The organism is Methanococcoides vulcani (assembly GCF_900111645.1).
GTDB lineage: Archaea > Halobacteriota > Methanosarcinia > Methanosarcinales > Methanosarcinaceae > Methanococcoides > Methanococcoides vulcani.
In genome coordinates, this window is sequence record NZ_FOHQ01000001.1 from 367,061 (window position 1) to 393,503 (window position 26,443).

26 protein-coding genes and 3 pseudogenes are annotated in these 26,443 nt (G+C 40.9%); 17 read left to right on the forward strand and 12 right to left on the reverse strand.

The genetic code is table 11. The features are described from left to right. Nucleotides 1-339: 339 nt before the first annotated feature. Entirely contained in the window at nt 340-2,277 is a 1,938-nt protein-coding gene (locus tag BMX02_RS01965; RefSeq protein WP_091688595.1) for a glycoside hydrolase family 15 protein, read from the reverse strand. A 178-nt stretch (nt 2,278-2,455) separates the two neighbouring features. Here BMX02_RS01965 and BMX02_RS01970 point away from each other — a divergent pair, with 178 nt between their 5' ends. Both BMX02_RS01970 and BMX02_RS12065 read left to right on the forward strand, forming a co-directional pair. Further along, nucleotides 2,456-3,607 (forward strand): glycosyltransferase family 4 protein, encoded by a 1,152-nt coding sequence (locus BMX02_RS01970; protein WP_167879273.1) that lies wholly within the window; start codon nt 2,456-2,458, stop codon nt 3,605-3,607. Nucleotides 3,608-3,981: 374 nt separating this feature from the next. Further along, a pseudogene (locus BMX02_RS12065) lies at nt 3,982-4,182 on the forward strand (ISH3 family transposase); the annotation flags it as partial. On the opposite strand, the gene BMX02_RS01975 reads toward BMX02_RS12065, so the two are convergent. Both BMX02_RS01975 and BMX02_RS01980 read right to left on the reverse strand, forming a co-directional pair. Next, on the reverse strand, nt 4,159-4,572 hold the full coding sequence (locus tag BMX02_RS01975; protein ID WP_245725349.1) for a cob(I)yrinic acid a,c-diamide adenosyltransferase: 414 nt from the start codon (nt 4,570-4,572) through the stop codon (nt 4,159-4,161). The pseudogene BMX02_RS12065 and the gene BMX02_RS01975 sit on opposite strands and share 24 nt — an antisense overlap. Nucleotides 4,573-4,661: 89 nt before the next feature. Then, nucleotides 4,662-6,746 (reverse strand): annotated as a pseudogene (locus BMX02_RS01980) (vitamin B12-dependent ribonucleotide reductase). 176 nt (nt 6,747-6,922) lie between these two features. On the opposite strand from BMX02_RS01980, the gene BMX02_RS01985 reads away from it, so the two are divergent. From BMX02_RS01985 to BMX02_RS02010, 6 genes are all read left to right on the forward strand, one after another. After that, on the forward strand, nt 6,923-7,339 hold the full coding sequence (locus BMX02_RS01985) for a NifB/NifX family molybdenum-iron cluster-binding protein (RefSeq protein WP_091688601.1): 417 nt from the start codon (nt 6,923-6,925) through the stop codon (nt 7,337-7,339). A gap of 45 nt (nt 7,340-7,384) precedes the next feature. Further along, nucleotides 7,385-7,744, forward strand: coding sequence for a NifB/NifX family molybdenum-iron cluster-binding protein (locus tag BMX02_RS01990; RefSeq protein ID WP_244624994.1), 360 nt, complete (start codon nt 7,385-7,387; stop codon nt 7,742-7,744). Nucleotides 7,745-7,774: 30 nt separating this feature from the next. After that, nucleotides 7,775-8,605 carry an ATP-binding protein gene (locus BMX02_RS01995; RefSeq protein WP_091688604.1) on the forward strand — a complete coding sequence of 277 codons (831 nt, stop codon included), beginning with the start codon at nt 7,775-7,777 and terminating at the stop codon, nt 8,603-8,605. 17 nt (nt 8,606-8,622) lie between these two features. Continuing rightward, nucleotides 8,623-9,483, forward strand: a complete 861-nt coding sequence (locus BMX02_RS02000) for an ATP-binding protein (RefSeq protein ID WP_091688606.1) — start codon at nt 8,623-8,625, stop codon at nt 9,481-9,483. Nucleotides 9,484-9,520: 37 nt separating this feature from the next. After that, nucleotides 9,521-9,619, forward strand: coding sequence for a DUF1847 domain-containing protein (locus tag BMX02_RS12070; protein WP_394328877.1), 99 nt, complete (start codon nt 9,521-9,523; stop codon nt 9,617-9,619). Nucleotides 9,620-9,688: 69 nt separating this feature from the next. Continuing rightward, complete coding sequence (locus tag BMX02_RS02010) at nt 9,689-10,339, forward strand: MBL fold metallo-hydrolase (RefSeq protein ID WP_342210521.1); 651 nt, start codon at nt 9,689-9,691, stop codon at nt 10,337-10,339. A gap of 136 nt (nt 10,340-10,475) precedes the next feature. On the opposite strand, the gene BMX02_RS12345 is transcribed toward BMX02_RS02010, so the two are convergent. Together BMX02_RS12345 and BMX02_RS02020 are read right to left on the reverse strand one after the other, a co-directional pair. After that, the gene (locus BMX02_RS12345) at nt 10,476-10,931 is read right to left on the reverse strand and encodes an ABC transporter permease (protein ID WP_210409163.1); all 456 of its coding nucleotides are present in this window, start codon (nt 10,929-10,931) and stop codon (nt 10,476-10,478) included. A 287-nt stretch (nt 10,932-11,218) separates the two neighbouring features. Further along, nucleotides 11,219-12,139 carry an ATP-binding cassette domain-containing protein gene (locus BMX02_RS02020; protein ID WP_091688608.1) on the reverse strand — a complete coding sequence of 307 codons (921 nt, stop codon included), beginning with the start codon at nt 12,137-12,139 and terminating at the stop codon, nt 11,219-11,221. A gap of 773 nt (nt 12,140-12,912) precedes the next feature. Here BMX02_RS02020 and BMX02_RS02030 point away from each other — a divergent pair. The 6 genes from BMX02_RS02030 (at nt 12,913) to BMX02_RS02050 (ending at nt 17,755) form a co-directional block, all read left to right on the forward strand. Then, entirely contained in the window at nt 12,913-13,587 is a 675-nt protein-coding gene (locus tag BMX02_RS02030) for a NifB/NifX family molybdenum-iron cluster-binding protein (protein WP_091688610.1), read from the forward strand. A 264-nt stretch (nt 13,588-13,851) separates the two neighbouring features. After that, a complete protein-coding gene (locus BMX02_RS02035; protein ID WP_091688612.1) occupies nt 13,852-14,604 on the forward strand; it encodes a metal ABC transporter ATP-binding protein in 753 nt (250 codons plus the stop codon). A 271-nt stretch (nt 14,605-14,875) separates the two neighbouring features. Then, nucleotides 14,876-15,655: a zinc transporter ZupT gene (gene zupT / locus BMX02_RS02040; protein ID WP_091688615.1), complete on the forward strand. Its 780-nt coding sequence runs from the start codon at nt 14,876-14,878 to the stop codon at nt 15,653-15,655. 263 nt (nt 15,656-15,918) lie between these two features. Further along, nucleotides 15,919-16,737, forward strand: a complete 819-nt coding sequence (locus tag BMX02_RS02045; RefSeq protein ID WP_091688617.1) for an Mrp/NBP35 family ATP-binding protein — start codon at nt 15,919-15,921, stop codon at nt 16,735-16,737. A 50-nt stretch (nt 16,738-16,787) separates the two neighbouring features. After that, nucleotides 16,788-17,000 (forward strand): radical SAM protein, encoded by a 213-nt coding sequence (locus BMX02_RS12075; RefSeq protein WP_244625005.1) that lies wholly within the window; start codon nt 16,788-16,790, stop codon nt 16,998-17,000. A 44-nt stretch (nt 17,001-17,044) separates the two neighbouring features. Then, the gene (locus BMX02_RS02050) at nt 17,045-17,755 is read left to right on the forward strand and encodes a radical SAM protein (protein ID WP_244625007.1); all 711 of its coding nucleotides are present in this window, start codon (nt 17,045-17,047) and stop codon (nt 17,753-17,755) included. A 692-nt stretch (nt 17,756-18,447) separates the two neighbouring features. Here BMX02_RS02050 and BMX02_RS02055 read toward each other — a convergent pair. The 7 genes and pseudogenes from BMX02_RS02055 to BMX02_RS02080 all read right to left on the reverse strand — a co-directional run bounded on the left by BMX02_RS02055 (nt 18,448) and on the right by BMX02_RS02080 (nt 23,407). Continuing rightward, nucleotides 18,448-19,089: a class I SAM-dependent methyltransferase gene (locus BMX02_RS02055; RefSeq protein WP_210409164.1), complete on the reverse strand. Its 642-nt coding sequence runs from the start codon at nt 19,087-19,089 to the stop codon at nt 18,448-18,450. 149 nt (nt 19,090-19,238) lie between these two features. After that, a pseudogene (locus BMX02_RS12350) lies at nt 19,239-19,451 on the reverse strand (ISH3 family transposase); the annotation flags it as partial. 481 nt (nt 19,452-19,932) lie between these two features. Beyond that, a complete protein-coding gene (hypE, locus tag BMX02_RS02060) occupies nt 19,933-20,994 on the reverse strand; it encodes a hydrogenase expression/formation protein HypE (protein ID WP_091688619.1) in 1,062 nt (353 codons plus the stop codon). A gap of 29 nt (nt 20,995-21,023) precedes the next feature. Next, complete coding sequence (hypB, locus tag BMX02_RS02065; RefSeq protein ID WP_210409165.1) at nt 21,024-21,677, reverse strand: hydrogenase nickel incorporation protein HypB; 654 nt, start codon at nt 21,675-21,677, stop codon at nt 21,024-21,026. 21 nt (nt 21,678-21,698) lie between these two features. After that, nucleotides 21,699-22,082, reverse strand: coding sequence for a hydrogenase/urease maturation nickel metallochaperone HypA (locus tag BMX02_RS02070; protein ID WP_091688621.1), 384 nt, complete (start codon nt 22,080-22,082; stop codon nt 21,699-21,701). 1 nt (nt 22,083) lies between these two features. Continuing rightward, nucleotides 22,084-23,172, reverse strand: a complete 1,089-nt coding sequence (gene hypD, locus BMX02_RS02075) for a hydrogenase formation protein HypD (protein WP_091688623.1) — start codon at nt 23,170-23,172, stop codon at nt 22,084-22,086. Between the two features lie 4 nt (nt 23,173-23,176). Beyond that, nucleotides 23,177-23,407 (reverse strand): HypC/HybG/HupF family hydrogenase formation chaperone, encoded by a 231-nt coding sequence (locus BMX02_RS02080; protein ID WP_091689087.1) that lies wholly within the window; start codon nt 23,405-23,407, stop codon nt 23,177-23,179. Between the two features lie 174 nt (nt 23,408-23,581). Between BMX02_RS02080 and BMX02_RS12080 the strand changes: the two genes are divergently transcribed. From BMX02_RS12080 to BMX02_RS02090, 3 genes are read left to right on the forward strand one after another with little or no spacing between them, the layout of a single operon-like run. Then, on the forward strand, nt 23,582-23,722 hold the full coding sequence (locus BMX02_RS12080; protein WP_244625011.1) for a hypothetical protein: 141 nt from the start codon (nt 23,582-23,584) through the stop codon (nt 23,720-23,722). Between the two features lie 33 nt (nt 23,723-23,755). Next, complete coding sequence (locus BMX02_RS02085; RefSeq protein ID WP_280176513.1) at nt 23,756-24,643, forward strand: hydrogenase small subunit; 888 nt, start codon at nt 23,756-23,758, stop codon at nt 24,641-24,643. A gap of 2 nt (nt 24,644-24,645) precedes the next feature. Then, nucleotides 24,646-26,433, forward strand: coding sequence for a nickel-dependent hydrogenase large subunit (locus BMX02_RS02090; RefSeq protein WP_091688625.1), 1,788 nt, complete (start codon nt 24,646-24,648; stop codon nt 26,431-26,433). Nucleotides 26,434-26,443: the final 10 nt, after the last annotated feature.

Consider the following 26,443-nt stretch of genomic DNA (forward strand, 5'->3'; position numbering starts at 1 on the left):
ATCGCATGTCAATGTCAATAACTTGTGCAGTTATCGTAGTCGCACTCTTATGATGATCAAAAAGATGCCTTGTTTGCTTCCTTGCCAACATACTCAAAGTCATCAACCTTCAGATGCCTTCGCTGAAGAATTTCACCCCTTCCCTCACATGAGCATTGAGAGTAAACGGCTTATCGCTCTTGACATTTTGCTTCATGTAATGCAATGTCAGCAGTTCACTAATATTTAATCCTTTAATAATAATCCTAAAAGCAATTTAAAGATTCCAATATCCAGCTTATTTACATTAATTCTCGGAAATAGATATTTTTAATCGGAAATCGATGCTTAACTCTGTCGTTACTCCAGTGATCTTGCTTTCTCGACAAAGGCCATGACAGTTAGTACAAAAGTGGCATGTGCCCAGGTGAGAGGACTCACACTTAAAGGACTCCCATCAAACGGATTCAGCTGCTCTGCCAGCATACCGGTCTCTGTGGCTCTATCTGTGACCCACAGTATTATCTCCCTTGCTTTTTGCAGGTCACTGATGCTCTTTGCCATCTGTATATACCATTGTGCTACCCATAAGGTACATATGAACCAAGGATTACCTGGAATGATCTCCGGATCGTATTGCGCAACTTCTTGATATTTATCCTTATAGAAGCGAGCGATACCCCCTACCTCAGTCTTCACCGATAGTATGCTTTCTATACTTTTCATAGTGCTAACCACCCTGGCATCGTCGGGGGGGAGCACCCTGAACTGGGATACGGCGTAGAGGTTGGCATCGACGGTCTCATCCCTAGGGTTGATGCTTCGCAGGAACCTCCCCAGTTCCTTATCATACAGGTGATTCTCGATCCCCCGTTTTATTTCCATGGCAGCCTTGTTGTAGCTCTCTGCGAGGTTATTGTCTCCATACATTGCTGCAAACTTGGCAGCACATATGAGCCCCGCATACACTGTTGAACATGTATAGCTGTGAACCGCTCTTTTCTCCTCCCACAGATTATAACTGGGTTTGGGGAGTCCAGTAGAAGGATCCCTGTACTTGGTCATGAACTCGGCAGCCGGTATTATCATTGAGTGATAAACCGGATCGATGTTCTCGATCGATCTTGTAATTTTATAATGATTCCACAAAGCCACGATAATAAGTGCTGTGCTATCTTCCTGTATCGGAAGTTGGATCTGTCCATCAGGTGTTACCCAAGGCATCCAACCACTTGCAAGGGTACCTGTAGGATTGTATTTTTGCAGGAAATATCCGTGATCATGGAGAAGTCCCTGGGAGTATTTAAAGAATTTTTGCACAATCCCTGAGAAACGTGTTATGTCCAGTGCCATGGCGACAAATGCACTGTCCCGCGGCCACATGTAACTGTATGAATCCATGTTGAACCTTTCAAGAATATCACTGTCATTGGCAGCTATGATCGCGCCATCGTTATCGATCTGTGACCTTATAATAAGCAGACTGTGTTTGAATAGGTCTACCACTTTTGGTGGAAGATCAAAAAAATCGTACTTTTCCTTGTTCACCCATGAATAATAGTACTGTCCTGCTTCACCTATCATCTTTTCAGGTGTTCTGTTAAGGACAAGTTCGTTGAGTCGCTTGACTTCAAAGAAGGTCTCACCTGCTGCAATCCAGTAATATATCGTTTTTGTTTCCCCCGCTGCCAGATGCCGGGAGAAACTGATGAAACTGTTCACCGCCCCAATTTGAATGGGGTTCATGTTAAGCTCTCCGGACTTAATAACACCAGATTCATCCGTCCCTTTTGGACCTACTTCATACTGGTCAAAGTTTGGTGAGCCACTAATAAGGAAGTAGCGCGAGTCCTGATAATGTATTATGGACTGCAATGCAGGGTCAAAGATAGCCGTATCACCATTCGGGTTCTCGTAAAGGGCAATATCATGGCTGAAAAGTAGCTTCAGGTCCACATCTATGGTGTCGGTATTGGTTATTGCTATCTTTCGAATGAATACATTCTCAAAAGGGTGTACACATTCGTTGAGCCTCAACTCAACTTCAAGACGATCATTGCGATAGTAGGTATCAGTTACCAACCGATCTTTCTGGTAACCAAGTTTGTGGCTCCAATCATCCCCGATCAGAGAGACCATACCAAGATTTTTTCCTTCCACTTTCACCCCTACCCTGCAATGTCGTCCATTCACATGGTTCTCATTTCCTATATGGGGGAAGTACATGTCCCGGATGCTTGCATTCATATCAAGATTCACCAGCAGTGATCCGTTTCCAACAACGAGTGGTTTAGGCATTTGAGCATCACCTTTAACATAAATTCACACGTATAAATGTACATCATGAGCTAAAGTAGTTTCCTGCTTTATGGGAAACGAGAAATGACGCCATTAAATTATCGGGGTTCTAATTTTAAGGGTCAAGATATCCAATTAGCTGTGATATTATAACAGAATGAAGTGTGGGGGTATAAGTATGGGTTTTAGTCTAAAAAAGCCCGACTTTGGTGCGAACATAGGTATCCTTTCTTATGAGTATCCGCCAAATTTTTTTGGTGGAGTGGGTATCCATGTAGATGAGCTAACCAAAAGTCTTGCAATCGGAAATGATCAGGTACATGTGTTTACATCCAATGTACAGGGATTGAACGAACAGTTGATCAGAAATTTATGGGTACATGGACCACTAGGACTTCATTATCAGGCATCTAATGATTTCAGTGCGGTATATAAAAAGATACTGACCAACATCAATGTGGCTGCGATGGTGAAGAAACAGTTTTTAAATGGCAGTCTGGATCTGTTGCACTCGCATGGTGGTTTGATCCAGTTAGCTGCTGCATTGTCAAAGCAGAGCACCCGGCTGCCACTGGTGATGACAGCTCACAGTATAGATATCAACAGAACGAAGCCAGACGGGCTGAGTGTTATGATGGAGAAAAATGTGGTGGGTATGGTGGACAGGTTCATTGCAGTATCAAAGTCCATACAAGAAGAACTTGAGCAAACATTTGAAATCGAACATGATAGGATCACGATCATTCCAAACGGTGTGGATACTGAGACATTCAAACACCAGAATGCGGACGACATCCTCAGAAAATACAAACTTGATAACCGATTCGTTGTGCTGTTTGTTGGAAGGGCTGATCCGCAAAAGGGTGTGAGGTATCTGGTTGATGCCGTGCGAAAGCTCCGGAGACACATTCCTGAGATAATGCTGGTCATGGTTGGCCAGCCGGATATATATCATGACAGGCATATCCTCTGCCTTCCGCATGTGGGGAAGCATGAACTCATTAAATTATACTCTCTCTCCGACGTGTTCGTGCTGCCCAGCATCTACGAGCCTTTCGGCATTGTGCTCTTGGAGGCCATGGCATGTGAGACCGCGTGCATTGGGGCACGGGTCGGAGGGATACCATATATCATTGACCACAACAGGACCGGGCTTCTGGTGGAGCCGGAAAGCGGTGCAAGTATCGCAGAAGCGATCGATAGATTATATCATGATCCGGAAAGGAGGTGCCTGATGGGAAAATGGGGGCGTGAGAGGGTTATATCATTATTTGACTGGCAAGATATAGCAAAGAAGACTGGAGAGGTATACCGGCAGGCACTTAATTAAAACCAGAGTCTGCTCTTGATGTACTCAATGTTAACCTATCATGGATTCGATCCGCACATGTGCCTCTAGATTCACTCTTTCTATGTTGCATACGAAACCCAGATAAATCTCTCCCACTCGCACCTAATGTCGAACCAGATATGATTGCCACACAAGCATCTCGGAGCAGAAATGTACAAAAAGGATAGAAGAGCCATCACAACAAACAACCATCATCGAATTGTAGAGAAAGTGAAACTGCACAATAAACTCAAGACAATTACAGCAGTTCGCTAATATCAGTTTAAACTCATATAAACGACATCATACAATACATTTATATGTGGTAAAATTCCCTCCGCATGGATTTCCAATCGCAAAAGAAAGCCTCTCCAATTCGATATTTCTATGCTTTGATTTCATTTCTTCTTAAAAACGTGTGGTTAGCATTGCAAAGAAAACATTTTATAATTGATAAAAGAGGTCCTCATACTATCAAAAGTGACTTGTTCAGATTTGATATATTCATCCATTTTGTTGCGGAATGGGTGAGACGGAAGCTAAAACCGATGTTAACAGTTGAATGTTGTAGATAAAGGAGGATTATTATATAAGGGGTTGAATATTGGTGAACTACTGTCCTTGGGAGCCCTCCTTCCTGTCAGAACTAGTGTTGTCTCCTCCGGGATATCCTCCAACAGTTTGAGGATGTCTTCAGTCTTCAGAATGCCGAAGTGGGCCGCAAGGTTCATCTTGTCCAGTATCAAGAGCCTAGGTCCCCTCTTGATGGCTTTCTTTGTGAATTCCAAGGCCTCTGCCGCCAGCTTATAGTCCTCAGGATCAGGATTCTTGAAGTTTATGAACTCCTTCATCCCGAACTGGTGAATCTCATACTCTGGTGACAATCTATCCTTTATCTTGTACTCCCCTATGTATTTTCTACCTTTCATGAACTGGATAATTATGACCTTGTACCCGTGGCCCACCGTCCTAAGAGTCAATCCAAAGGCGCTTGTGGTCTTCTCCTCACCTTCCCCTGTGTAAGATATACCATGCCTTTACCCACTTAAACACCTCAGAGGGGACACTCCCCGGTAATACAATCTCCAGAGAATTCTGAATCCGCCACAATTCCCTCCTCCTTATCTTTTCTTAAACCACCTATCACTAAAACCTGCTTGGTCTTGCTCCCGTAGCGGTAGACCGTGATTCCCTTGCACTTCAGCTGATATGCCATCATATAGATTTTTCTGACGTCTTCTAGGGTGGCGTTGGCTGGCAGATTAACTGTTTTGGCAACAGCATTGTCCACATACTTCTGGAAAGCCGCCTGCATCCTGACATGCCATTCCGGGGCAATGTCCAAAGATGTGACAAATACACGCTTAATATCCTCGGGTATCTTCGGGATGTTCTTAATAGACCCTGTTTTGGATATCTCTATCAGGAGGTCGGTGCTGTAGAATCCCCTCTCCTTTGCGATTTTCTCGAACACCGGGTTTACTTCCAGCAACTGCGTCCCCATGATATTTCTTACAAAGGATAGGGCAAAGATGGGTTCTATACCGGAACTCGTATTGGCAATTATGCTTATGGTCCCAGTGGGAGCTACGGTATTTACAGTGGCATTTCTCATGGCCTTGTAATCATTCTCCCACATGCTACTCTTGAAGTTCGGAAAGGATTCCCTCTTCGCACCAAGTTCCACTGATTTCTTCACCGATTCGTTCCTGATAAACTTCATAATTTTTTCGGCGGTGTTTATGGCTTCCTCCGAATCGTAGGGTATTGCAAGTATGGCGAACATCTCAGCAAACCCCATCACACCCAGGCCAATCTTACGGTTATTTTTTGCGATCCTGTCAATCTCTTTCAAGGGATACCTATTGGCATCAATCACGTTGTCCAGAAAATGCACACACAACCTCGTGGTTTCCCTTAGCTTCTCCCAGTCAATCTCACCGTCCCTTACCATCTTGGACAGATTGATAGACCCGAGGTTGCAGGATTCGTATGGAAGGAGGGGTACCTCACCGCATGGATTGGTGCTTTCAATGATACCAACATGAGAGGTGGGATGTTTTCGATTAATCTCATCCAAAAAGACCATCCCCGGATCCCCAGTACGCCAGGCCATGGTTACTATCAAGTCAAAAACATCCCTAGCCCTCAGCTTTTCTGTGGATTTTCCCGTCCTAGGGTTTATGAGGTTATATTCCCCGTCCTCTTCAACCGCTTTCATGAATTCGTCTGTAATGCCCACGGAGATATTGAAGTTGTCCAAGAAACCCTCCTTTTCCTTAGAGATTATGAATTCGATTATGTCCGGATGGTCAACCCTCAGGATTCCCATGTTAGCCCCCCTCCTCTTCCCACCCTGCTTTATCACTTCAGTAGCCTAGTCAAAGATTCTCATAAAGGACACCGGCCCCGAGGCCACGCCCTTGGTAGACCTTACTATGTCCCCCCGGGGCCTTAATCTCGAAAAAGAAAAGCCCGTTCCACCCCCCGACTGGTGTATCAGGCTCATGTTAGTCAAAGCCCCAAAGATGCTCTTCAAGGAATCCTCCACAGGCAACACGAAACACGCACTTAACTGCCCCAGGTCCGTACCAGCATTCATCAGGGTTGGAGTGTTGGGCAGGAACTCCAGATCTGCCATCATCCTGTAGAACTCCTCTTCTGTCTTTTTCACGTCCCCTCCGTATCTTTTATCAACTGAGGCTACAGCCTTGGCCATCCTCTTGAACATCCCGGCAGGGGTCTCTATGATGTTGCCTTCCTCGTCCTTCAGTAGATATCTTCTCTCCAGTACCCTAATGGCATTGACACTAAGCTTGAGATCATCTTTTTCCACACCCAAAAGCTTCTTTGCTTCCCTCACCTCTGTCCTTTTCTGGCGATACAGAATGTAGGCTTTGGCCACCTTGGCGTATCCATTCCTGATTAAAATCTCCTCAACTATATCCTGTACATCTTCTACACCAAGAACCCTGTCTTTGAACTTATCTTCAAGAGCTTCCACCACCTGCCGGGATATTTTCTTGGCCAGGTCGCCGTTATTTTCCCTCACCGCCAAAATGGCCTTCTGTATTGCTAAAGTAATCTTTGCAGAATCAAAGGCTACGATTCTACCGTCCCTTTTTCTTATCTTTTCCATCTTGTACCCCAATTAGAATTGATAAATGTTCCAATTAAATATTTTCCCATTATATTGTTAAGAGACTTCAGCTCTGTAGAATTCCTCTATAAATGACAACAAAAATTCAATACAATGTAGGTGGCAATCAAAAACTATAACAAAAACTACCTGAATAATACATTAGGGGTAAATAAGTGAAAATATGTGTAACAGCTACGGCTGGCAGTTTAGATGCTGTCGTTGACCCGCGTTTTGGAAGATGCCAGTATTTTGTCATCGTTGATTCTGAGACAATGGAATTCGAAGCTCTTAAGAATCCAAGTATTTCAGCACCAGGTGGTGCAGGAGTACAGGCGGCACAGGCTATAGTGAACAAAAGCATTGATATATTGATAACAGGAGAAATTGGTCCCAATGCATTACCAATCCTCTCTGCTGCTGGTATCAAAGTGGTAACAAGAGCCAGTGGTTCGGTTGCAAATGCAATCGAACAGTACAATAAAGGTGAATTGCAAGCAACCACTGGCCCAACTGAACCTGCCTATGCTGGTATGGGTAGAGGTGGAGGAATGGGGCGTGGCAGAGGCCGAGGAATGGGTAGTCGCAGATAAAAAAATACCAATGTCTACAAAATTTCAATCAATTAAATCTGTTATTTGATAAAAATAGTTACTCCTATAGTGGGACAAAATGGTTTAGAAGATTTCGTTGTTCAGCATTTTGGCAAAGCACCGTATTATATCATTATAGAGCTTGAAGATGATAAAATAAAAAGCTGGGATGTCAGCGAGAGCCCTACTGCCGATCTGGATAGGAAAAGGGGTGTGAAGACTGCAGAGTTTCTGAAAAGTCGGGGTGTCAATGTCGTAATCGTGGGCGAAATTGGCGAGGGACCATTCCACACGCTTCGCGATAGTTTTGTGAAGATGCTCCAAATGCCGGAGGCAGTGGAAGATGTTGAAAAGATTGTGGGGAAGATTTCAGAATTGAGTACACTCACATCACCTACAGAGTAAATCAACCAAAAAAAATTAAGGGTTAAGTATATGAAAATTGCAATCGCAAGCGGGAAAGGTGGGACAGGGAAAACAACGGTAGCTGTTAATTTTGTCCTTTCAATTGAAAATGTGCAGCTGTTTGATTGTGATGTGGAGGAGCCTAACTGTCATTTATTTTTGGGATTTAATCTTGAGAAGGTTGAAGATATAAATATTTTAACACCTGTCGTGGACAAGACCAAATGTGATTTCTGCGGCAAGTGCTCTGAGTTTTGCCAGTTCAATGCAATCGCTGTACTGCCAGAAGATGTACTTGTATTCCCTGCACTCTGTCATGGATGTGGTGGATGTGCCATGGTCTGTCCAAAAGACGCAATCGTTTATGAGAACAGAAGCATTGGAATAATTGAAAAATCCAAAGGTGGGAACATAGAGTTCTATCGCGGAGTGTTAAATATCGGAGAAGCGATGGCATCTCCTGTTATCAAAGCTTTGAAGAAACATGTCGATGAAAGCAAAACTGCAATATTCGATGCGCCGCCTGGCACAGCGTGTCCGGTTATTAGCTCTGTCCAAGGTGCGGATTACTGCATTCTTGTTACCGAATCAACGCCTTTTGGATTCCACGATCTGCTGCTTGCTCTTGATGTTTTAAGGAAATTGGAAATACCTTTTGGCATAATAATCAATCGCTGCGACATCGGTGATGATAGGGTGGAGAAATACTGCGATACGGAGGGAATTCCTGTTCTTATGAAGATACCACATGACCGAAAGATTGCGCGGTTGTATTCTGAAGGAATCCCTTTTGTTAACAGGATGCCAGAGTGGAAGGTAAAATTTGTACAGCTATTAGATAAGATACAGGCACAGATTTAACTCATAGAGGCAGGGATATGAAAGAGCTTACGGTAATAAGTGGAAAAGGTGGCACCGGCAAAACGACTATTGCAGCGGCATTAGTCTCGCTTGCAGAAAATGCTGTGATTGCTGACTGTGATGTGGATGCTGCAGACATGCATCTTATTTTGCAGCCTGAAATAATTGAGACCATCGATTTTAGCGGATTAAAAGTCGCGTCTATTGATGAAACACTCTGCATCAAATGCGGCATTTGCAAGGATGCCTGCAGGTTCGATGCAATAACCAATGATATCAGGATTGATATTTACGGATGCGAGGGTTGTGGTGTCTGTGCATATGTCTGTCCGGAAAGAGCAATCAGTATGATCGAGAGAAAAGCAGGAGATGCCTATAATTCCGAAACAAGATTCGGGCCAATGGCACATGCAAGGCTTGGTATTGCAGAGGAGGCAAGTGGCCTGTTGGTCGCAGTTGTTAGGGACAATGCCAGAAAGCTTGCAGAAAAATATGATAGAGATCTGATCATTATAGATGGGCCTCCGGGAACCGGGTGCTCTGTGATTGCTTCTATTGCTGGTGTCGATATGGTTCTGGTCGTTACTGAACCGAGTGTATCTGGCATTCATGATCTTGAACGAATACTGGATGTGGCAGATCATTTCAATATTCCGGCTGTGGTTTGTATAAATAAATACGATATAAACGAGAAGAACTCTCTTATTATCGAGGAGTATTGCAAAGACCGTGGAATTGAGGTTGTGGGTAAACTGCCTTATGACGATGCACCAACCAAAGCTATGATTCAAGAGATGACTGTTATAGAATATTCTGATGGTGAGTTTTCGAACAAGGTCAAAAATATCTGGGAAAATGTCAGGGAAAAGCTTACATGATATGTTCAAATGAGGAAATAAAGGACCGACTTATATCATACTTGGATTGTGTATTGGTCATGATGCCCTTTTTACTCAACACTCGGATGCACCTGTGACAACTATAGCGGCTAAAGATGGAATTGCTTGCACATAATCCATTGTTCGCACTATATCCCGATTATTATCTTAAAAACAGATCCAATAGGGAGTGGAAAAGCTGAAATTGACAATAGTTTATGATAACGAAGCAGAAGAGGGCCTCATCAGAGGTTGGGGATTTTCCTGCCATATCAAGACAGAAGAAGAGAATATCCTTTTCGATACCGGTGGAGATGGCAGAGCACTGCTTCATAATCTGAGAATGCTCGACATCTCTTCACAGGAGATTACAAAAGTAATATTATCTCATGAGCATGGAGACCACACCGGGGGACTCTTTGCTTTGTTGAATACAAATCCAGAAATTGAGGTCTATGTACCTGTCTCGTTCTCGAAACGTCTGAAAAACGAAATAGCTTCACAGGCAAGGTTGATTGAGGTTTCTGAGGCACAGGAAATTTGCCGCAATATCTATACCACAGGTGAACTCGGCAGCGGTGTGAGGGAACAGTCCCTCATTGTGGATTCAGGCAGCGGTTTATACGTCATTACCGGATGTTCTCACCCGGGACTCACTGAAATCATGGGCACGGCATCAAAATTTGGTACAGTAGTGGGTATAATCGGAGGGTTGCATGGAAGCACGGAGTACGATCTGCTCAAAGGGTTGAACCTGATTGGGGCAGGTCACTGCACTGCTCATAAAAAAGAGATTGCCAGGAAGTTTCCAGATGCATTTTTAGAGATTGGGGCAGGTCTTAGTCTGGAATTGTGAGAAACTAATAAGAATGACAAAAGAAGGCTCTGTAGAATTCCCATTTCAAATGAGAATCAAGACGTAATGGATTAATTTTTGTGTTATGATAGGCATGGTAACTTTTTGGAGATCGTTGTTTGGTGAATCTCTTTTATCATAATCCCTTTCTCATATTCCTTTTGTGGAATAAGCTTGCTATAAACAAGAAACTACAAGTAAAGACGATTAAAACTAGTAAATCAATTGTCAAGGGGAAAAACGATGTTCCATTTAAGCTTGCATGAAATATATCTACAAGATATGTAAGGGGAGAAATGTATGATAAAACCTTTCCGGATCCTGATAGCTCAGGTAGAGGAATGAAAATACCACTAATAAAAATTAATGGAAAACGCACCAAACTAGAAAACATCATTATGTGAGAAGGCGAATGAGTAGATGGAGATGCCAAAAGAACACCTAATGATGCAAAACACAGAGATCCTAAAATTATAGCAATCAATAATAATGTAATACTGGTAATCACAATATTCAGGAAAATAGCGCTGACTACTATAGCTATGGAGGTAATAATCAATCCAAAGATTGAGCCTGCAACAACATCTCCCAAAATTATAGTATTGATGGTTACTGGCTAAGATAATAACCTTTCATAAGTTCCTGCTTGCTTTTCCCATGGGGTGATCAGCGGCCCTACGGATGAAGCAGTAAAAAACAAAGCCATAGCAAGAAATCCAGGGAAGAAGATAGACATGTCGATTTTTCTCCCTATATAAAAAGCAAAGAATAGAAAAAGAGGTAACAATAAACCATATATTATTACTGGAGCTTTATTATAATATATTTTGATGTTTTTTTCAGTGGTGACTACGACACCTCGTATAAAAACAGAATAATTCATCTATCCACCTCAGTAAGTCTGACAAACACTTCTTCAAGACTCGGTCCATATGTCTTCATAGAGATTATTTTTAAGTCATTCTTTTGCGCCAAAGTTACAACATGTTTGATTGTTTTATCTAGATCATTTGTGTATAATCGCCATTTATCCCCATAAAGATCGATCTTAGATATGAAATCGGACACGAACAAATTTCTATTTATTTTTTGGTCAAAGGATATCTCTATGGATTGGGTCTTTTCAAAGGTACTTTTTAATATCTCAGGTTTATCTATGGCTACAATCTTTCCTTTATTGATGATACAGACCCTCTGACATAATTTATTTGCTTCTTCAATATTATGGGTTGTTAGAAAGATAGTGCTCCCTTTTCCATTCATATGTTTTATCGTTTCAATTACCAGTCTTCGACTTTGAACATCTAATCCTTCTGTAGGTTCATCCAAGATAAGTATATGTGGATCATGAATTATTGCACATGCGATGCTAACTCGTTGTTTCATCCCTTTTGAAAAGGTTCTAACAGGATCGTTTCTTCTCTCATAAAGTCCAAGAGTTGAAAGAAGTTCCTCAGACTTTTTCTCAAGTGTATTTTTTGACAAGCCATAGTACTTACCTGCCAGATACAGATTCTGTTTAGCCGTTAAATCCGCATAGACATTTCCAATTTCAGGTATCACACCCATCATCATCTTTGCCTTGATCGGATTCTTTACCAGATCAATCCCCTCAATAAACACATTGCCAAAATCTGGCATCAAGATTCCTGTAAGTAGCCGTATGGCAGTGGTTTTTCCAGCTCCGTTAGGTCCTAAAAAACCGAAAATTTCTCCTTTTTCAACATTAAAATTGACATTATCAACAGCAATGATATTTTCAAATGTCTTTTTAATATTTTTTACTTGGATTGCAAACATGTGCCTAAGCATCCTGGAATAATCAACTAATAGTAGAGATTATGAATGGATTTAGATGAAACATGTTATTTGGTATCGTTGCATTATATGATACTTTCCACAGACATTTGATCAAAAGTGGTCTTTTCTATTGCTATCGTTTTATTTGAATCGAAATTTAATAGAAAAAAGAGAGTCAATAGTAGGTTTTTATAGAGTTTAAAAAACAAAAATCATTATTTATATCGTTGGAACCGAATATTTTTGAAAATATATATGATATTCTAACGTAACAGAAACTTCTTATAATAAAGCCATCTACATTATATATGGGGCTGTAAAGGGAAACACGCTATTTCAAATTAATCTACAATATTTTACAGTCTTGTTGAATACCAAGGGGAGAACTAACAGGGGGCTACATTTCAAATACCAATATTTAGCCAACGGCTTGAAAAGCAAACGACAGCGTCTCTCTTTGGGTAGAATAAAGGGAGTGATAAAATATAGCATACGGATACGGGCGTGGATATAGATGGTGGTATCGGGCAACGGGTCTTCCAGAATGGATACGATTTAGGTATAGTCCATGGCACGGTTTTTATCCCCGGATGACAGCGGCAGAAGAGCGACGGATGTTAGAAGAGGGAAAAACTTTAGAAGGTCAGATTGAAGAAATTAAATAATATCTAGAAAAACTTAAAACCGAAGAAAAATGATAATAAAGATTTGATGCTAATGTTTGTCAATTTAACCTGTACAAAGCATTTTAACAATATATTGGGGGAAAATCAGTGAAAATATGTGTAACAGCTACAGACAGGAGTTTAGACGCTTCTGTGGATCCATTCTTTGGGAGATGCCGATATTTTATTATTGTCGATTCTGAGACAATGGAATTCGAAGCGCTTGAAAACCCGAGTGCCTCGGCGCCAGGTGGTGCGGGGATTCAGGCGGCACAGGCTATAGTGAACAAAGGCATTGATGTATTGCTAACAGGAGACATTGGTCCCAATGCATTACCAATCCTCTCCAATGCTGGCATAAAAGTGGTAACAGGCACCAGTGGTTCGGTTAAAGACGCAATCGAACAGTATAAAAAAGGTGCACTGAAACCAACTACTGTTCCGACTACGCCTGCTTACTTTGGAATGGGTAGAGGTAGAGGGCGAGGAATGGGGCGTGGCAGAGGTTTTTGGTGCAGATGGTATCCACATCCAGTACCCTACCATATGCCAGTACCCTACCATATGCCAGTACCCTACCATATGCCAGTACCCTACCATATGCCAGTACCCTACCATATGCCTGAACCATACATTCCTTACGAAGTTCCTTATGAAGTTCCTTATACAGAGCCTTCTAGGGAAGAGGAAATTGCTCATATTAAAGAAATGCTCGAATCCTTGGAAGACGAGCTAAAAGATGTGAAGGAAAGGTTGAAAGAACTATCTAAAGAAGCTAAATAATAGATTGGTTTATCCAATCTATTTTTCGGTCAAAGATCGGAGGATGCTTAAGGGGATAAATGATAGGTATACATATTGTAGTCTATTGATTGAAGCTGCTAAAGAAAAGAACATCAGGTTATTTTGTCTGTCTCGATTCAATCATAAAAGTGCAGAGATATAGCAAAAGAGATTGGAAGTTATGTTGCACCGATAGAGCTTCTGACAGAAGATATAATGATCTAATTCAAGTTTCAAACAAATTTATTCAACTTTGATATGAATATGAATGGTGAAGCTATCGTTCTTAAGGACATTTGGTTCCATTATAATGGCACACCAATACTTGAAGAGGTAAATCTTGTTGTAAAAGAGCACGATTTTCTTGCTATCATAGGCCCTAATGGAGGAGGGAAAAGTACTCTACTTAAGGTTATTTTAGGATTGATAAAGCCTAGCAGAGGAACTGTTACAGTTTTTGGAGAAACTCCTCGAAAAGCAAGGAAGCTTATTGGATATGTCCCTCAATACAGCCTTATCGACCTGAATTTTCCGATAAGTGTTTGGGAAGTTGTGTTGATGGGTTGCTTAAGTCACATCGGATTGCTAAAAAGATATGACGAGGACGACAAAGAAAAGGCTCTTGATGCTCTTAAGATAGTGGACATGTTCGATTATAAGGATCGGCAGATTGGGAGTTTATCAGGTGGACAGCGGCAGAGGGTTTTCATAGCCAGGGCGCTGGCAGCTGATCCAAAATTACTTCTGCTGGATGAACCTGCAGCAGGTGTAGATATTATAAGACAAGAAGAATTCTATGAATTGTTAGAAAAACTCAAAGAAAAAATGGCTATTGTTATAGTATCACATGATATCAGTGCCGTTTCTGTCCATGTTGATAAGATTGCCTGTTTAAACCGTAAGTTGTATTACCACAACTCAAAAGAATTACTCCCAGAGGATCTGGAAGCTGCTTATCAATACCCGATAGATTTGATTGCTCACGGTATTCCACACAGGGTTTTGAAAAAACATTGAAGGGTTTTTGCATGATGGAGCTATTGAAATATGAATTTGTAAGAAATGCCACCATTGCTGGAATACTTGCCAATATCACCTGCTGCATCATCGGAGTTTATGCAATGGTTCAAAAGATAATTTTTATCGGTGGCAGGACATGGCTCTCGTATTGTTTAATGTAGTCTCAGGCCATGATTTTTGTTATGTCTGCAGTGCCTACACAATTTTCGTTGGTAAACGGTATTGGCAGCCGAGCACACAACATAATTGCATTATAAGGTGAAACAACATGGAAACTGTAACTGCTGCTTTTATCCTTACAACATTCGCAGGACTTTCAACGGGTATAGGAAGTCTGATAGCCTTCTTTATTCCAAAACCAAAAATGACGTACTTATCTATCCTACTTGGATTTGCAGCAGGTGCAATGTTATATATCTCATTTGTAGAACTTTTATCAACTTCCATAGAAAATGTGGGGTTTCTCGTGGCAAATGCCGCCTTTTTCCTTGGAATGGTTGTGATCTATTTCTTGGATCGTGCAATTCAGCATGTTCATTTAGATACTTTGCCGGACAGCCATGTTCATTTAGATACTTTACCTGACAGCCGCCAGAAGAGACTCCAAAAAGCAGGTATATTTACAGCAATCGGGATTGCTATGCACAATTTTCCAGAAGGTATGGCAGTAATGGCAACATCCTTGAGTTCTCCATACCTTGGCATGTCAGTAGCTGTTGCCATAGCAATCCATAATATCCCAGAAGGGATCACAGTTTCAGTGCCTATCTATTACGCCACCCAAGATCGGAAAAAAGCTTTTGCTTACTCTTTCATATCTGGACTATTTGAGCCTGTTGGGGCAGCTTTTGGCTATTTATTGATCTTTCAATTCTTAACTGCAACCCTACTGGGCATAATTCTTGCCTTTGTTGGTGGAATTATGGTTTTCATATGTTTTGATGAACTATTACCCATTGCCATAAAATATGGGGATGAGCATTTGATGCTTTCGGGTTTACTTTCAGGGATGGCAGTAATGGCTCTAAGCCTCCATCTATTAGGTTGATGTTATTAACAAACTTATTTATTTAAGAAAATAAGATTGAGATTAAAGGGGGAATTGGGAATTGATTAGCCCAATATATAATAGCTTCTAGATTAGCATATGAGAAAACTCTTAAGGATAATCCAAAAAGAGTTGAAGAAATATGAGATATCTATGTTAACAAAGATGCTGAGGTCTAGAATGATATCACAACAGGACGCAACTCATGAAGTGCTAATGCTTTGCAGGAGCTGCACTTGATACAATTTAAAGGGAGAATTGGAATGGCAGAGGGAATTCCAGAGAATAAGAAAAGGCATAATACATCATCAAAAGAAGAAGTTAAGATACATATAAAATCATCTGCTAAGTTTATCGCTGTCGCCAGTGGGAAAGGAGGAGTTGGAAAATCCACGGTAGCGGTAAATATAGCTGCAGCCATTGCCAGAAAGGGTTTTAAGGTGGGTATTTTCGATGCTGATGTCTATGGGTTCACCATCCCAAAAATGCTGGGCATCACCGGACAGCCTAAAGCAATTGCTGAGGATCAGATCCTGCCCCTTGAAAAACATGGAATAAAAGTAATGTCAATGGGGTTTATCGTCAAGGAAAATCAGCCGGTTATCTGGCGGGGTCCGATGATCCATAAAGCAATCAAACAGATTTTGACCCAAACTTTGTGGGGAGACCTTGACTATCTGATAATCGACCTACCTCCAGGCACGGGAGATGTTGCGATCACTTCGGGAATGCTCCTTCCCAATATGAGTATAATTATCGTCACAACACCTCAGGACGTTTCCTCAAAAGTTGCATGCAGAGCCCTGAGGATGGCAAAGAAGACAAACCTCAAAATACTGGGTGTTATTGAAAACATGTCCTATTTTATTTGCCGAAAATGTGGCGAAAAAGCGTATATCTTTGGTCAGGGAGGGGGCGAAGATTTAGCTAGGGAGGAAGGGGTTCCGTTTCTGGGAGAGATTCCGCTGGAGCAGAGCATTCGAGAAGGGAGCGATAGCGGTAGACCGCTGGCTTTTGAGGAGAGCGATTCACCTGCAAAGAAGACTTTTGAAAGAATAGTTAGTAAAATTTTAAAGATGTAAACAAGGAAAAAAGAAAATTAATAATCATCTAACACCAAGGAATCAACATCATGAAGCCGAAAATTATCTATGGCCCAGTCCTTTCAAGAAGGCTTGGGCGCTCACTTGGAATCGACATCATTGGTCCTGAAAAGACCTGCAATTTTGATTGTGTGTATTGTCAGCTGGGGCGTACAAAGAATAAAGTACAAAGGCCTGAGGATATTTGCGGAGTCTCGACAGAAGATGTTGTGCAAGGATTGAAAAGTTATCTAAAAAAGTAAGCCAGATTGACTACATCACTTTTTCAGGCACCGGAGAACCTACATTGAACCTTAGACTAGGTGAGATGATACGCGAGGTAAAAAAGCTCAGTGATATTCCGGTTTGTGTTATCACCAATTCATCTCTTGTAAATAGAACAGATGTGAGAGATAACTTAACAGAAGCTGATCTGGTAATCGCGACTTTAGAAGCGGGGGATGAAAAGATATTCAGGTCTATCAACCGTCCAGCATCAGGAATAGAACTTGAGGATATTATTCAGGGACTGACAGCACTGAATAATTTAGATCCAAGACTTGCAATCGAAATCCTTTTTGTGGATTCCAAAAGGGAATACCCGACCAATATCAGCGACCAGGCTATAAGTGGATTGATCAAAGCATTGAAAGTCATCGATCCTGATGAAATTCAGGTTCATACTTTGAGCAGGCCTCCAGCAGAGGATTTTATCATTCCGGTTTCAGAACAAAAGCTTACAGAGATGGCACAAAAATTCGATGATGCGTTAGGTAGAGAGAAGATTAGACTTGTTTTAAAAGGACTTCGAAGAAAAAGCATTGATGTCAAACATGGGGATTTGAAAGAGGATGTTTACGATCTAATACTTAGAAGACCTTCCACTACAAGCCAAATCAGTTCAACACTTGGAATCGATGCAAAAGATCTTGCAGTTATTATCAAAGAGTTGCTTAGGGATAAAAATATTGTGGAGATAACCGCGGAGAATGAAAAATATTACCGTGCAGTTAGTTAACTCAATTCAAATCAAGTTCTTGTGCTCTTCTACCCACACTTGAAAAGATTGGAATATTGGCCTTTGTAGAAAGGCTATAAAATAGCAAATAATAATTCTAATGAACATGTTTATACTGCATGTTATAACATAATCTTGATTCTCATGTGGTTGATTTAAGTAGGATTTCTACAGAGCCAATGACTCCAAATCTACATCCACATTACAAACATTTTCATATCGGCAGAGGTGTATGTGGCTTACATTTGACAGAAAATGCACTTATTACGTAATTGTGGATTAATATTTCCCACAGTCCCACCTCATGTAAAAATTAGTATCGAATCAAGCCTTGCAATACCTTGTTTTGTCCAGTATTTGCAAACAGTACAAAACTGTATGCATTCACTGTTCACTTTCAATTCCGAATTACATTTAAAACATCTTTTCAATGTTCAATATCTAGACCCACTATTATTTTAAACTCTCAATATTGTTAGCCATATCGCCTGATAGCTAAAAATTTTCATAGAACTTTTCTAAAAAGTATGCTACCCTGTAATACCTACCATTTTCAGATTTGATCTCGATTATCCTCCCTCACCAACCAATTTCTTGATTATTGGAGGTTAATCTCTCTTATCAATATCAAGAGAGAAAATTATCTGTTCAAATGCACAGGGCCTTCTAAGTCAGGCCATTTCAAAAAGTAGTTATTGTTTTACAGCTCTGACAACCACAAAGGACCCTTTCCCATGGCCTGACACTACAGGTTCTAAATACTGTACATCCTTCAGATCCCTGAAGAGGGTCTGGGTGAAAAAAAGGTCATCAAAACCCGAACTTTTAAGCAGCTTCACGACCTCCTCCACAGAATAGAAAGTGGCAATTTCATAGAATACACTTTTCTTCTTTTTCTCCTGATATGATCTGCCAACAGAGCTGTTCTTATCTATAAACCCTATAATAAAAGAACCACCAGGATCCAGGATCCTCTTCACTTCCCTGAATGCAGATTTAATATCATCCAGAAAACAGATAGTTGTGATTATCAGTGCAAGGTCGAAACTGGAATCTGCAAAAGGTAGTTGTTCAGCCACACCATAGACCGCTTGGATGCCCCTGTTGCGGGCGATATTTGCCATTCTGGGAGATGGGTCCACACCAAAAAGAATGCCCAATGGAACTGCAAACCTGCCTGATCCAACACCGATCTCGAGTCCTCTTGCATATGGTGGCATATTAGCCCTCAGTGCCCCAAGCTCTGATTCATAGACAGGTCTGTTCTCCTCGAACCAGTTTTCATATCTAGATGTGTACCTTTCAAAGGTTTCGATCCTTGGCATGGAAGACATTCAACCTCGTAATGATGTTCTTGTTAAGAATAGAATAGAGTGGTGATAAATTTTATTGTAAGCCCATTTCAAAATTCGGCTTTGTAGTAACCCCCATAACTAATTCCAGCAGTTCACTAATATTTGACCCCTTCCATATTAATCCTCATTTATCTACAACATTCAACTGTTAACATCGGTTTTAGCTTCCGTCTCACCCATTCCGCAACAAAATGGATGAATATATCAAATCTGAACAAGTCACTTTCGATAGTATAAGACCCTCTTTTATCAATTATAAAATGTTTTCTTTGCAATGCTAACCAGACGTTTTTAAGAAGAAATGAAACCAAAGCATAGAAATATCGAATTGTAGAGGCTTTCTTTTGCGATTGGAAATGCATGCGGAGGGAATTTTACCGCATATAAATGTATCGTATGATGTCGTTTATATGAGTTTAAACTGAAATTAGCGAACTACTGATAGTGTCTTTCCAGAAATATTGCGAAACCTTCTGATTAATTGAAACCTCTGGTTCATTAGCACTCCCCCTGCCAAAATGAAATATGTATTGAGAATTCCGATAAACCTCCACAAGAAAAGCAAATTTTATAACCCATTGTAATTATTTGATATTATGTCTTTAACAAACTTTGCTTATGTTGGAGAGGTTTATCGGAATTCTCAATAAAGATTATTATTGTAAGAACGCCGTATTTTGTAACTTTTTTATGAAATGAATTGAACAAGTACGTTTCAGATGATATGATGATCATGAATGAGCAACGTTTAAGAAATGCTGTGAGTGTTGTAATTAAAGAGCCTGGAAATGTTGTAAAAATTAGTATAATTAAATTCTGATTTTAGCAGATCCTTGGTATCAGATCACCTGTAGGTATATCCACGTACCTCATACTTCCAATTATTGTTTTCATCAAGACTTTACCTGAATGACCGTCTGTTGCTTCACCTATGATAGCAGCATCTCTACCATACTTATGGTTACGAATTATTGATAGCGCTTCCTCTGCATGTTCAGCCTTGACACAAATGATCGCTTTACCCTCATTTGCTACTTCAAGAGGGTCGATACCAAGCATTTCACAGGCAGATGAGACTGATTCTTTTATAGGTAAATCCCTTTGATGAATGATAATTCCTGTTCCGCTTTTTTGTGCCATTTCGTTTAGTGCACCAGCAAGTCCACCTCGGGTAGGGTCTTTCATAGCTGATATGGCAGGTTTGCCTTCGACATTTCGTATTGGAATAACTGCTCTTATCATATTCCATAAAGGTGCTACATCAGATACCAGATCCGTACTAAAATCGAATCCTTCTCTATGAGCCAGAAGTGATATCCCATGGTCACCTATGGTACCTGTAAGGATTATCTTGTCACCTGGGCACAATCCAGAGTCGCGGATCACATCACCCGCAATGCCGATACCTGTAGTATTGATTATAATTGAATCAAGTCCGTTTCTCTCGACCGTTTTTGTATCACCTGCTATGATGGGGACACCAACCTCTTCTGCAGCTGCATTCATGGACTTTATTATTTTCTCAAAAGACTCAAGCTCAAATCCCTCCGGCACCACTATTGCACATGTAAGAGCAAGAGGAGCAGCTCCCATTACTGCAAGGTCATTAACAGTACCTGAAACAGCAAGCCTGCCAATGTTGGAATCCGGAAAAAAAGGTGGTTTAATGACGTGACTGTCGGTGGTGATAACGATTTCATCACATTTTTTGCTGCCATCCATAGTATTTGCGATGTTTATTGTTGCACCATCATCGAGATCATCAAGTCCCACAGGTCCTGCAGATTTGTTAGTTATATTGTTGAGGATCAGATCACGTATCAATGCTTGCATCGGCTCTCCTCCAGCTCCGTGTTCCATCCTTATGACTTTATCTTTTGACATGATTCTCACTACCAGAAATAACAATATATTTATTCAAGATGCGATTCGATGTACTCTATCCATCTATCAATGCTTATCGCATCATTTTTAGAAGTTAGCAGTACGGGTATTGATGGATTTAACTGATTTATGTCACCTCTCATTTTTGAAGGATCGGCAGACACAGCTTCACTGATGTCCACTTTATTCACGATGGCAAGGTCAGAGGTCCTGAATATCATTGGATGCTTCAAAACAGTATCTTCCCCCTCACTTACACTTACAATTACAACACGTACGTGTTCACCAAGTTTATAGTCCACAGGACAAATGAGATTCCCTACGTTTTCAATGAACAAGATATCAATATCTTTAAGATCTATATTTGCTAATGATCTTTCGATAAGTTTTGCATCCAGATGACATTCACGTCCGGTGTTTGCAGCTACAGTTTTCACACCAAGTTTTTCAAAACGGGATGCATCCATCTGTGCCACAACATCACCTGCAATAACCGCTATTCTGTACCGCTCTTTGAGTGCATTGATAGCCTCTTCAATAAGCGTTGTTTTCCCGGAACCTATGGCTCCCATGATATTCATAGTAAAAATTCCGTGTTTAACTAAAAGCTTCCTGTTGCTATATGCAAGTTCATTATTGGCTTTTAGAACATCTTTGTTGACGTTTATTACGTGCATAAGCATTGATTCTACCCCTTTCTAATTTCATATTTCTATATCTATCGTATGAATAATGAGATCATTACCACCGACCAGCTGAAGCAACTTGCCGCATACAGGACAGGCAAGTCTTGTATATTCATAAAGGGGTGGATAATCTTTACAACGAGCGTTATCTGAAATTTCGGCATCTCCCCGGTATCCGCATTCACACTCCCCACATGGTGAAATGAAATTCACATTGATCTTTGCACCTTCGGCAATACTATCTTGAGATAAAACATCAAAGCAGAATAATAGCTGGTCCGGATTCACATGTGTAAGCCTGCCTATTTCCAGTGTTATGGAATTTACTGCCAATGCTTTATTTGTATGTGCTATGGAAATAACATTTTCAAATATCTCACAAGCAAGTGAATATTCATGCATATTATATTCCTTTATTATGTGTATATTTGTACCAGTTATAGCATGTGCCTTCCAGGCTTACCATGCAGGGTCCGACTGGATTTTTTGGCGAGCATCTTTTGCCAAAGAGTGGACATTGAGCAGGTTGGGCACGGGCTGTTAATATTTCAGCACATATACAGCCCTCCCACATCTCGTTTTGATTATTGTCAATATCTGATACTTTTTTCTCATGCTGAGCTTTTTCGTATATATCGGCATAAACATTCACAGCATCGAATTGCTCAAACTCTTTTTTTAAAGCAAGGCCGGATTTTTCGATCATGCCAATTCCTCGCCATTTGCTATCGATCTTTTTAAAGACCAGATACATCATTTCCTGAGCCTTGAGATTGCCCTCAACATTCACACAGCGTGAATATGCGTTTTCCACACAAGACCTGCCGGATTCGATCTGGTTCTGAACCATGGCTATACCGAGTAGAACATCTAGAACTTCAAACCCTGTTACAACTATTGGAAACCCCCTTTCTGAAACGGAATTGTATGGATATGTGCCAATAATTGTTGACACATGCCCTGGTGCCAGAAATCCGTCCACAATGGTATCTTCTGTGAGGATTTCCATTGCAGGAGGCATAAGTTTATGGGATGTTAACATGCTGAAGTTTTCAGGAACTTCCCTCAATAATGCAGCAGCATTGGCAGGTGCAGTAGTTTCAAATCCAATTCCAAAAAATACAATATCCAGGGTCGGATTATCTTTTGCGATCTTTACAGCATCATCGATACTGTAGACCATACGAATATCATATCCATCCGATCTAGCATCAAATAAACTTCCCCTAGTGCCCGGGACCCTCATCATATCTCCAAAGGATGCTATCACCTTTCCGGATTTTGCTAATGAAATTGCAAAATCGATGTCCTCTGCAGGCGTTACACAAACAGGACATCCAGGGCCGCTTAACAACTGAACATCTTTAGAAATTATATCGCGTATTGCATATTTTGATATTGTTCTTTCATGGGTGCCACATACATGCATTATTCGAATAGGGGCTGCATGTTCATTAATTCTTGATATAAGCTTTTGTTCAATATTTTCCATTATATCAACTGGGGTCCATCAAATCTCTTAGTAACTTAAGTATTTCTTCGCTTTCTTCATCAGAGATCAATGAGATAGCGTACCCGACATGAACAAGTGCATACTTGCCTATAAGCGATCTATCAGCCCCTCCTATAAGATCCAGGTTGACCTTTCTCTTTATACCCCCGATATCCACAGTAGCCGTATTTTCATTCAGGATTGAAATTATTTTCCCAGGAATGGCTATGCACATACTATAAAAGAGGGATTTTTTTGTATTTAATGTATGTTGTCTGCTTCTAATCATGTGGGTCGATATTTATATCTGGAAGCAAAATAACTACAATTATGGGATGGGTTTTATCGATTAATTTTATGGGAGACTATCAGGATCCATTTTCACAATCATTCAAACTGAGATGGTCATTTGATTTCAGGAAATACAAATTCAAGTAATAGTGTCAAAGATTTTGATTTTCTCAGGATGGACTGGCACAAGTTCCTTGAGGCTACAAGATCAACCGGGGTGTTCGATCTTCTGGAGTCCTACAAGAAAGATACACTGTAGGCTCATGACTTTCCGAAGACCCGGGTCTTCTGGATCCAGGGTGCCCAATGTACAGGATGTTCTGAATCTTTATTGAATGCTGCCAATCCGGCGATCATTAAAGCATTTGAAATACTCAACATCGATCTGGAATGTCACGAAGCATTCCTTGCACAGCAAGGTCTATTTGTCGATGGGGAATCTGTCAACACATCAGAACTTAATTCAGAGATCTTGATCGATGAGATAAGTGAAAAGGGCGACTATATTCTGGTTGTTGAGGGGGCAATTGCAAACGGTCCTGAAGGTTCGGGAAGATATTGCATGGCTGGAGGCTGTACCTGCAAGGAAATGTTCAAAAAAGCAGCTCAAAATGCTAATTTGATAATAGCTGTAGGCACGTGCGCTGCATACGGCGGTATTAACTCAGCCAGTAGCGATATAGTTGATCTGCTGGACTTCAGGGGTGTTGCTTTTACGAAGAAAGATCCATCTAAAGGAATGCTAAAGGTTCTTGGGATAGATAAACCTGTGATCAATATTCCAGGCTGTCCGGCCCATCCTGACTGGATAATATTTACATTAAGTGCATTGATATCCGGTAATATCAAGGTACCAGAAGATCTGCCTGAAGTACTGGATGAATTTGGCAGGCCAAAGGTGTTCTATCCGCCAAATTATACAGTTCATAAAGACTGCCCTCGTTATGTATTTTTCAAAAAAGGGGAATTTGACAGTCATTTGGGGGGAGATAAATGCCTGTTGAAACTAGGCTGCAGGGCTCCATCTGCACATGCTGATTGCACACTGCGTAAATGGAATGACGGACATAGTTATTGTGTTCAGGCGGGTTCTCCATGTATTGCATGTATAGAACCGGATTTTCCTGACAACGCAAGACCTCTGTATTCAATTAGTATAAAAAAGAAAGAGGAGGATTGAAAATGGTTCGCGTAACAGTTGATCCCCTTACAAGAGTCGTAGGACCCTTAAGGTTGGATACTGAGGTGAATGAAGAAGGTATTATAACGCAAGCCAGAAGTTCCAATATGATCTTTAGGGGGTTTGAACGTATATTTCAAAATCAGGACCCAAGAGATTCCGTACTACTCTCTCAGAGGATCTGTGGCGTATGCCCGGTAGCACACTCTATGGCTTCAGTTAATGCACTTGACGAGTTATTTGGTGTTGCGCAGTCTGTTCCAAAAGATGCACTTGTTTCAAGAAATATTAATCAGGGCTTGAATACGATTGCAAACCATATGCTTCATGTCAATATTCTATGGGGTCCAGACCTTGCAAATCCTGCATACGGTAATGTATTATCAACTTTTGGTGATATGGGAGGTGCGATATGGAAAGAATTGCTGGGAAGATTTGCACCAATCAGCTATAAAATCGATGGCGCAGCTATTCCGCCGGGGAGCTCATATGTTGATGTCATTCCGGTGAAGAAAAAAATACATGACGCCTGTGCTGTAATTGGTGGTAAAATGCCCCATCAGACTGTAACCTATCCTGGGGGAGTTACAAACAAGCCAACAGCTTCAGACATTAATAGCCTGTCATCGATCATATCAGATGTCATCAATTTCTTTAATAGCCATACCATAGGCGTACCTTTTGAGTTTTGGGTTGAGAATACTTACATGGCAACTTCGCCAAAGAAGGCAGTAAACTTCTTTATTGAACATCTTAATGAAATAACTGAAAAGTCGCTTAAGACAAATGATCTTTCACGTTCAAGCGGATGGGGGGATGTAGAGCTCTATGCCGCGTTTGGTTCAGAACTGATTGGTGAAAGATTGCTAGGACTTCCTATTAGTCTCAAACACGATAAAATGGGCGGCTACCGTGATCTTTCAAAAATAGGATTCCTTTCATATGGTGGATTCTATAATGTGGAGCATGAAGGTTATGATCCAACAAGCCCTTCTGGTGATCGCTTCCAGACCTCTGGTTTTATGAGCAGTTCATTTGAGTATCATAAATTCGATGCAAATAAGGTCACAGAAAGCGTTAAACATGCTTTCTATAAAGGTGATGATAGTAACAAGCACCCATACGATGGAGTTACCGAACCTTACAGTGATCCCAATTTGATCAATTATCAGGATTCACCTGATGATAAATATACATGGTCTAAAGCTCCACGTTATGGTGGTATCCCATGTGAAGTGGGTCCACTATCTCGTTTACTTATAATGAAAGAGCCACTGGTTATGGGTCTTGTAAACATGTTCCAGGACAATGGATATTCTCCTTTTAACAGTTTTACCAGAATGATAGCACGCATGCAGGAAATGTTTGTTATTACTAATGAACTGATCAAGTGGATCAAAATAGACCTTGATCCAAATGGAAAATTCCATGTGGATATTGATCTGTCAATGGCTAAGGATTCCAGAGGAATTGGTCTTTGGGAAGCTCCTCGCGGTGCATTGGGACATTGGGTTATAACCGATAGCAATTCTAAAGTTGCCAATTACCAGATAGTTACACCAAGTTCCTGGAATCTGAGTCCAAGGGATAGTGAAGGAGTGCCAGGTCCTCTTGAACAGGCACTTGTGGGGTCCAGAATATCCGCAGTTGAAAACTGGCTTGGGGTTGATTTCAGTAATCCGACTGGTATTTTACATGTGGGAAGGTCTTATGATCCCTGTGTTACATGTGCTGTTCACACCATAGATCTAACAGGGAAAAATTCCCCTGGTACAATAAGACTTGTGTAAGAATATTAGA

Coding starts and splice junctions, on each gene's coding strand:
- BMX02_RS02000 (WP_091688606.1), top strand. CDS start 8,623: ATGAAAGAGCTTACGGTAATAAGTGGAAAAGGTGGCACCGGCAAAACG.
- hypD (WP_091688623.1), bottom strand. CDS start 23,172: ATGGAAAATATTGAACAAAAGCTTATATCAAGAATTAATGAACATGCA.
- BMX02_RS02045 (WP_091688617.1), top strand. CDS start 15,919: ATGGCAGAGGGAATTCCAGAGAATAAGAAAAGGCATAATACATCATCA.
- zupT (WP_091688615.1), top strand. CDS start 14,876: ATGGAAACTGTAACTGCTGCTTTTATCCTTACAACATTCGCAGGACTT.
- BMX02_RS01965 (WP_091688595.1), bottom strand. CDS start 2,277: ATGCCTAAACCACTCGTTGTTGGAAACGGATCACTGCTGGTGAATCTT.
- BMX02_RS02020 (WP_091688608.1), bottom strand. CDS start 12,139: ATGTTTGCAATCCAAGTAAAAAATATTAAAAAGACATTTGAAAATATC.
- BMX02_RS12075 (WP_244625005.1), top strand. CDS start 16,788: ATGAAGCCGAAAATTATCTATGGCCCAGTCCTTTCAAGAAGGCTTGGG.
- BMX02_RS01995 (WP_091688604.1), top strand. CDS start 7,775: ATGAAAATTGCAATCGCAAGCGGGAAAGGTGGGACAGGGAAAACAACG.
- hypB (WP_210409165.1), bottom strand. CDS start 21,677: ATGCTTATGCACGTAATAAACGTCAACAAAGATGTTCTAAAAGCCAAT.
- BMX02_RS02080 (WP_091689087.1), bottom strand. CDS start 23,407: ATGTGCATAGCCATTCCTGGGAAAATAATTTCAATCCTGAATGAAAAT.
- BMX02_RS01970 (WP_167879273.1), top strand. CDS start 2,456: ATGGGTTTTAGTCTAAAAAAGCCCGACTTTGGTGCGAACATAGGTATC.
- BMX02_RS02055 (WP_210409164.1), bottom strand. CDS start 19,089: ATGTCTTCCATGCCAAGGATCGAAACCTTTGAAAGGTACACATCTAGA.
- hypE (WP_091688619.1), bottom strand. CDS start 20,994: ATGTCAAAAGATAAAGTCATAAGGATGGAACACGGAGCTGGAGGAGAG.
- BMX02_RS02090 (WP_091688625.1), top strand. CDS start 24,646: ATGGTTCGCGTAACAGTTGATCCCCTTACAAGAGTCGTAGGACCCTTA.
- BMX02_RS02035 (WP_091688612.1), top strand. CDS start 13,852: ATGAATGGTGAAGCTATCGTTCTTAAGGACATTTGGTTCCATTATAAT.
- BMX02_RS02070 (WP_091688621.1), bottom strand. CDS start 22,082: ATGCATGAATATTCACTTGCTTGTGAGATATTTGAAAATGTTATTTCC.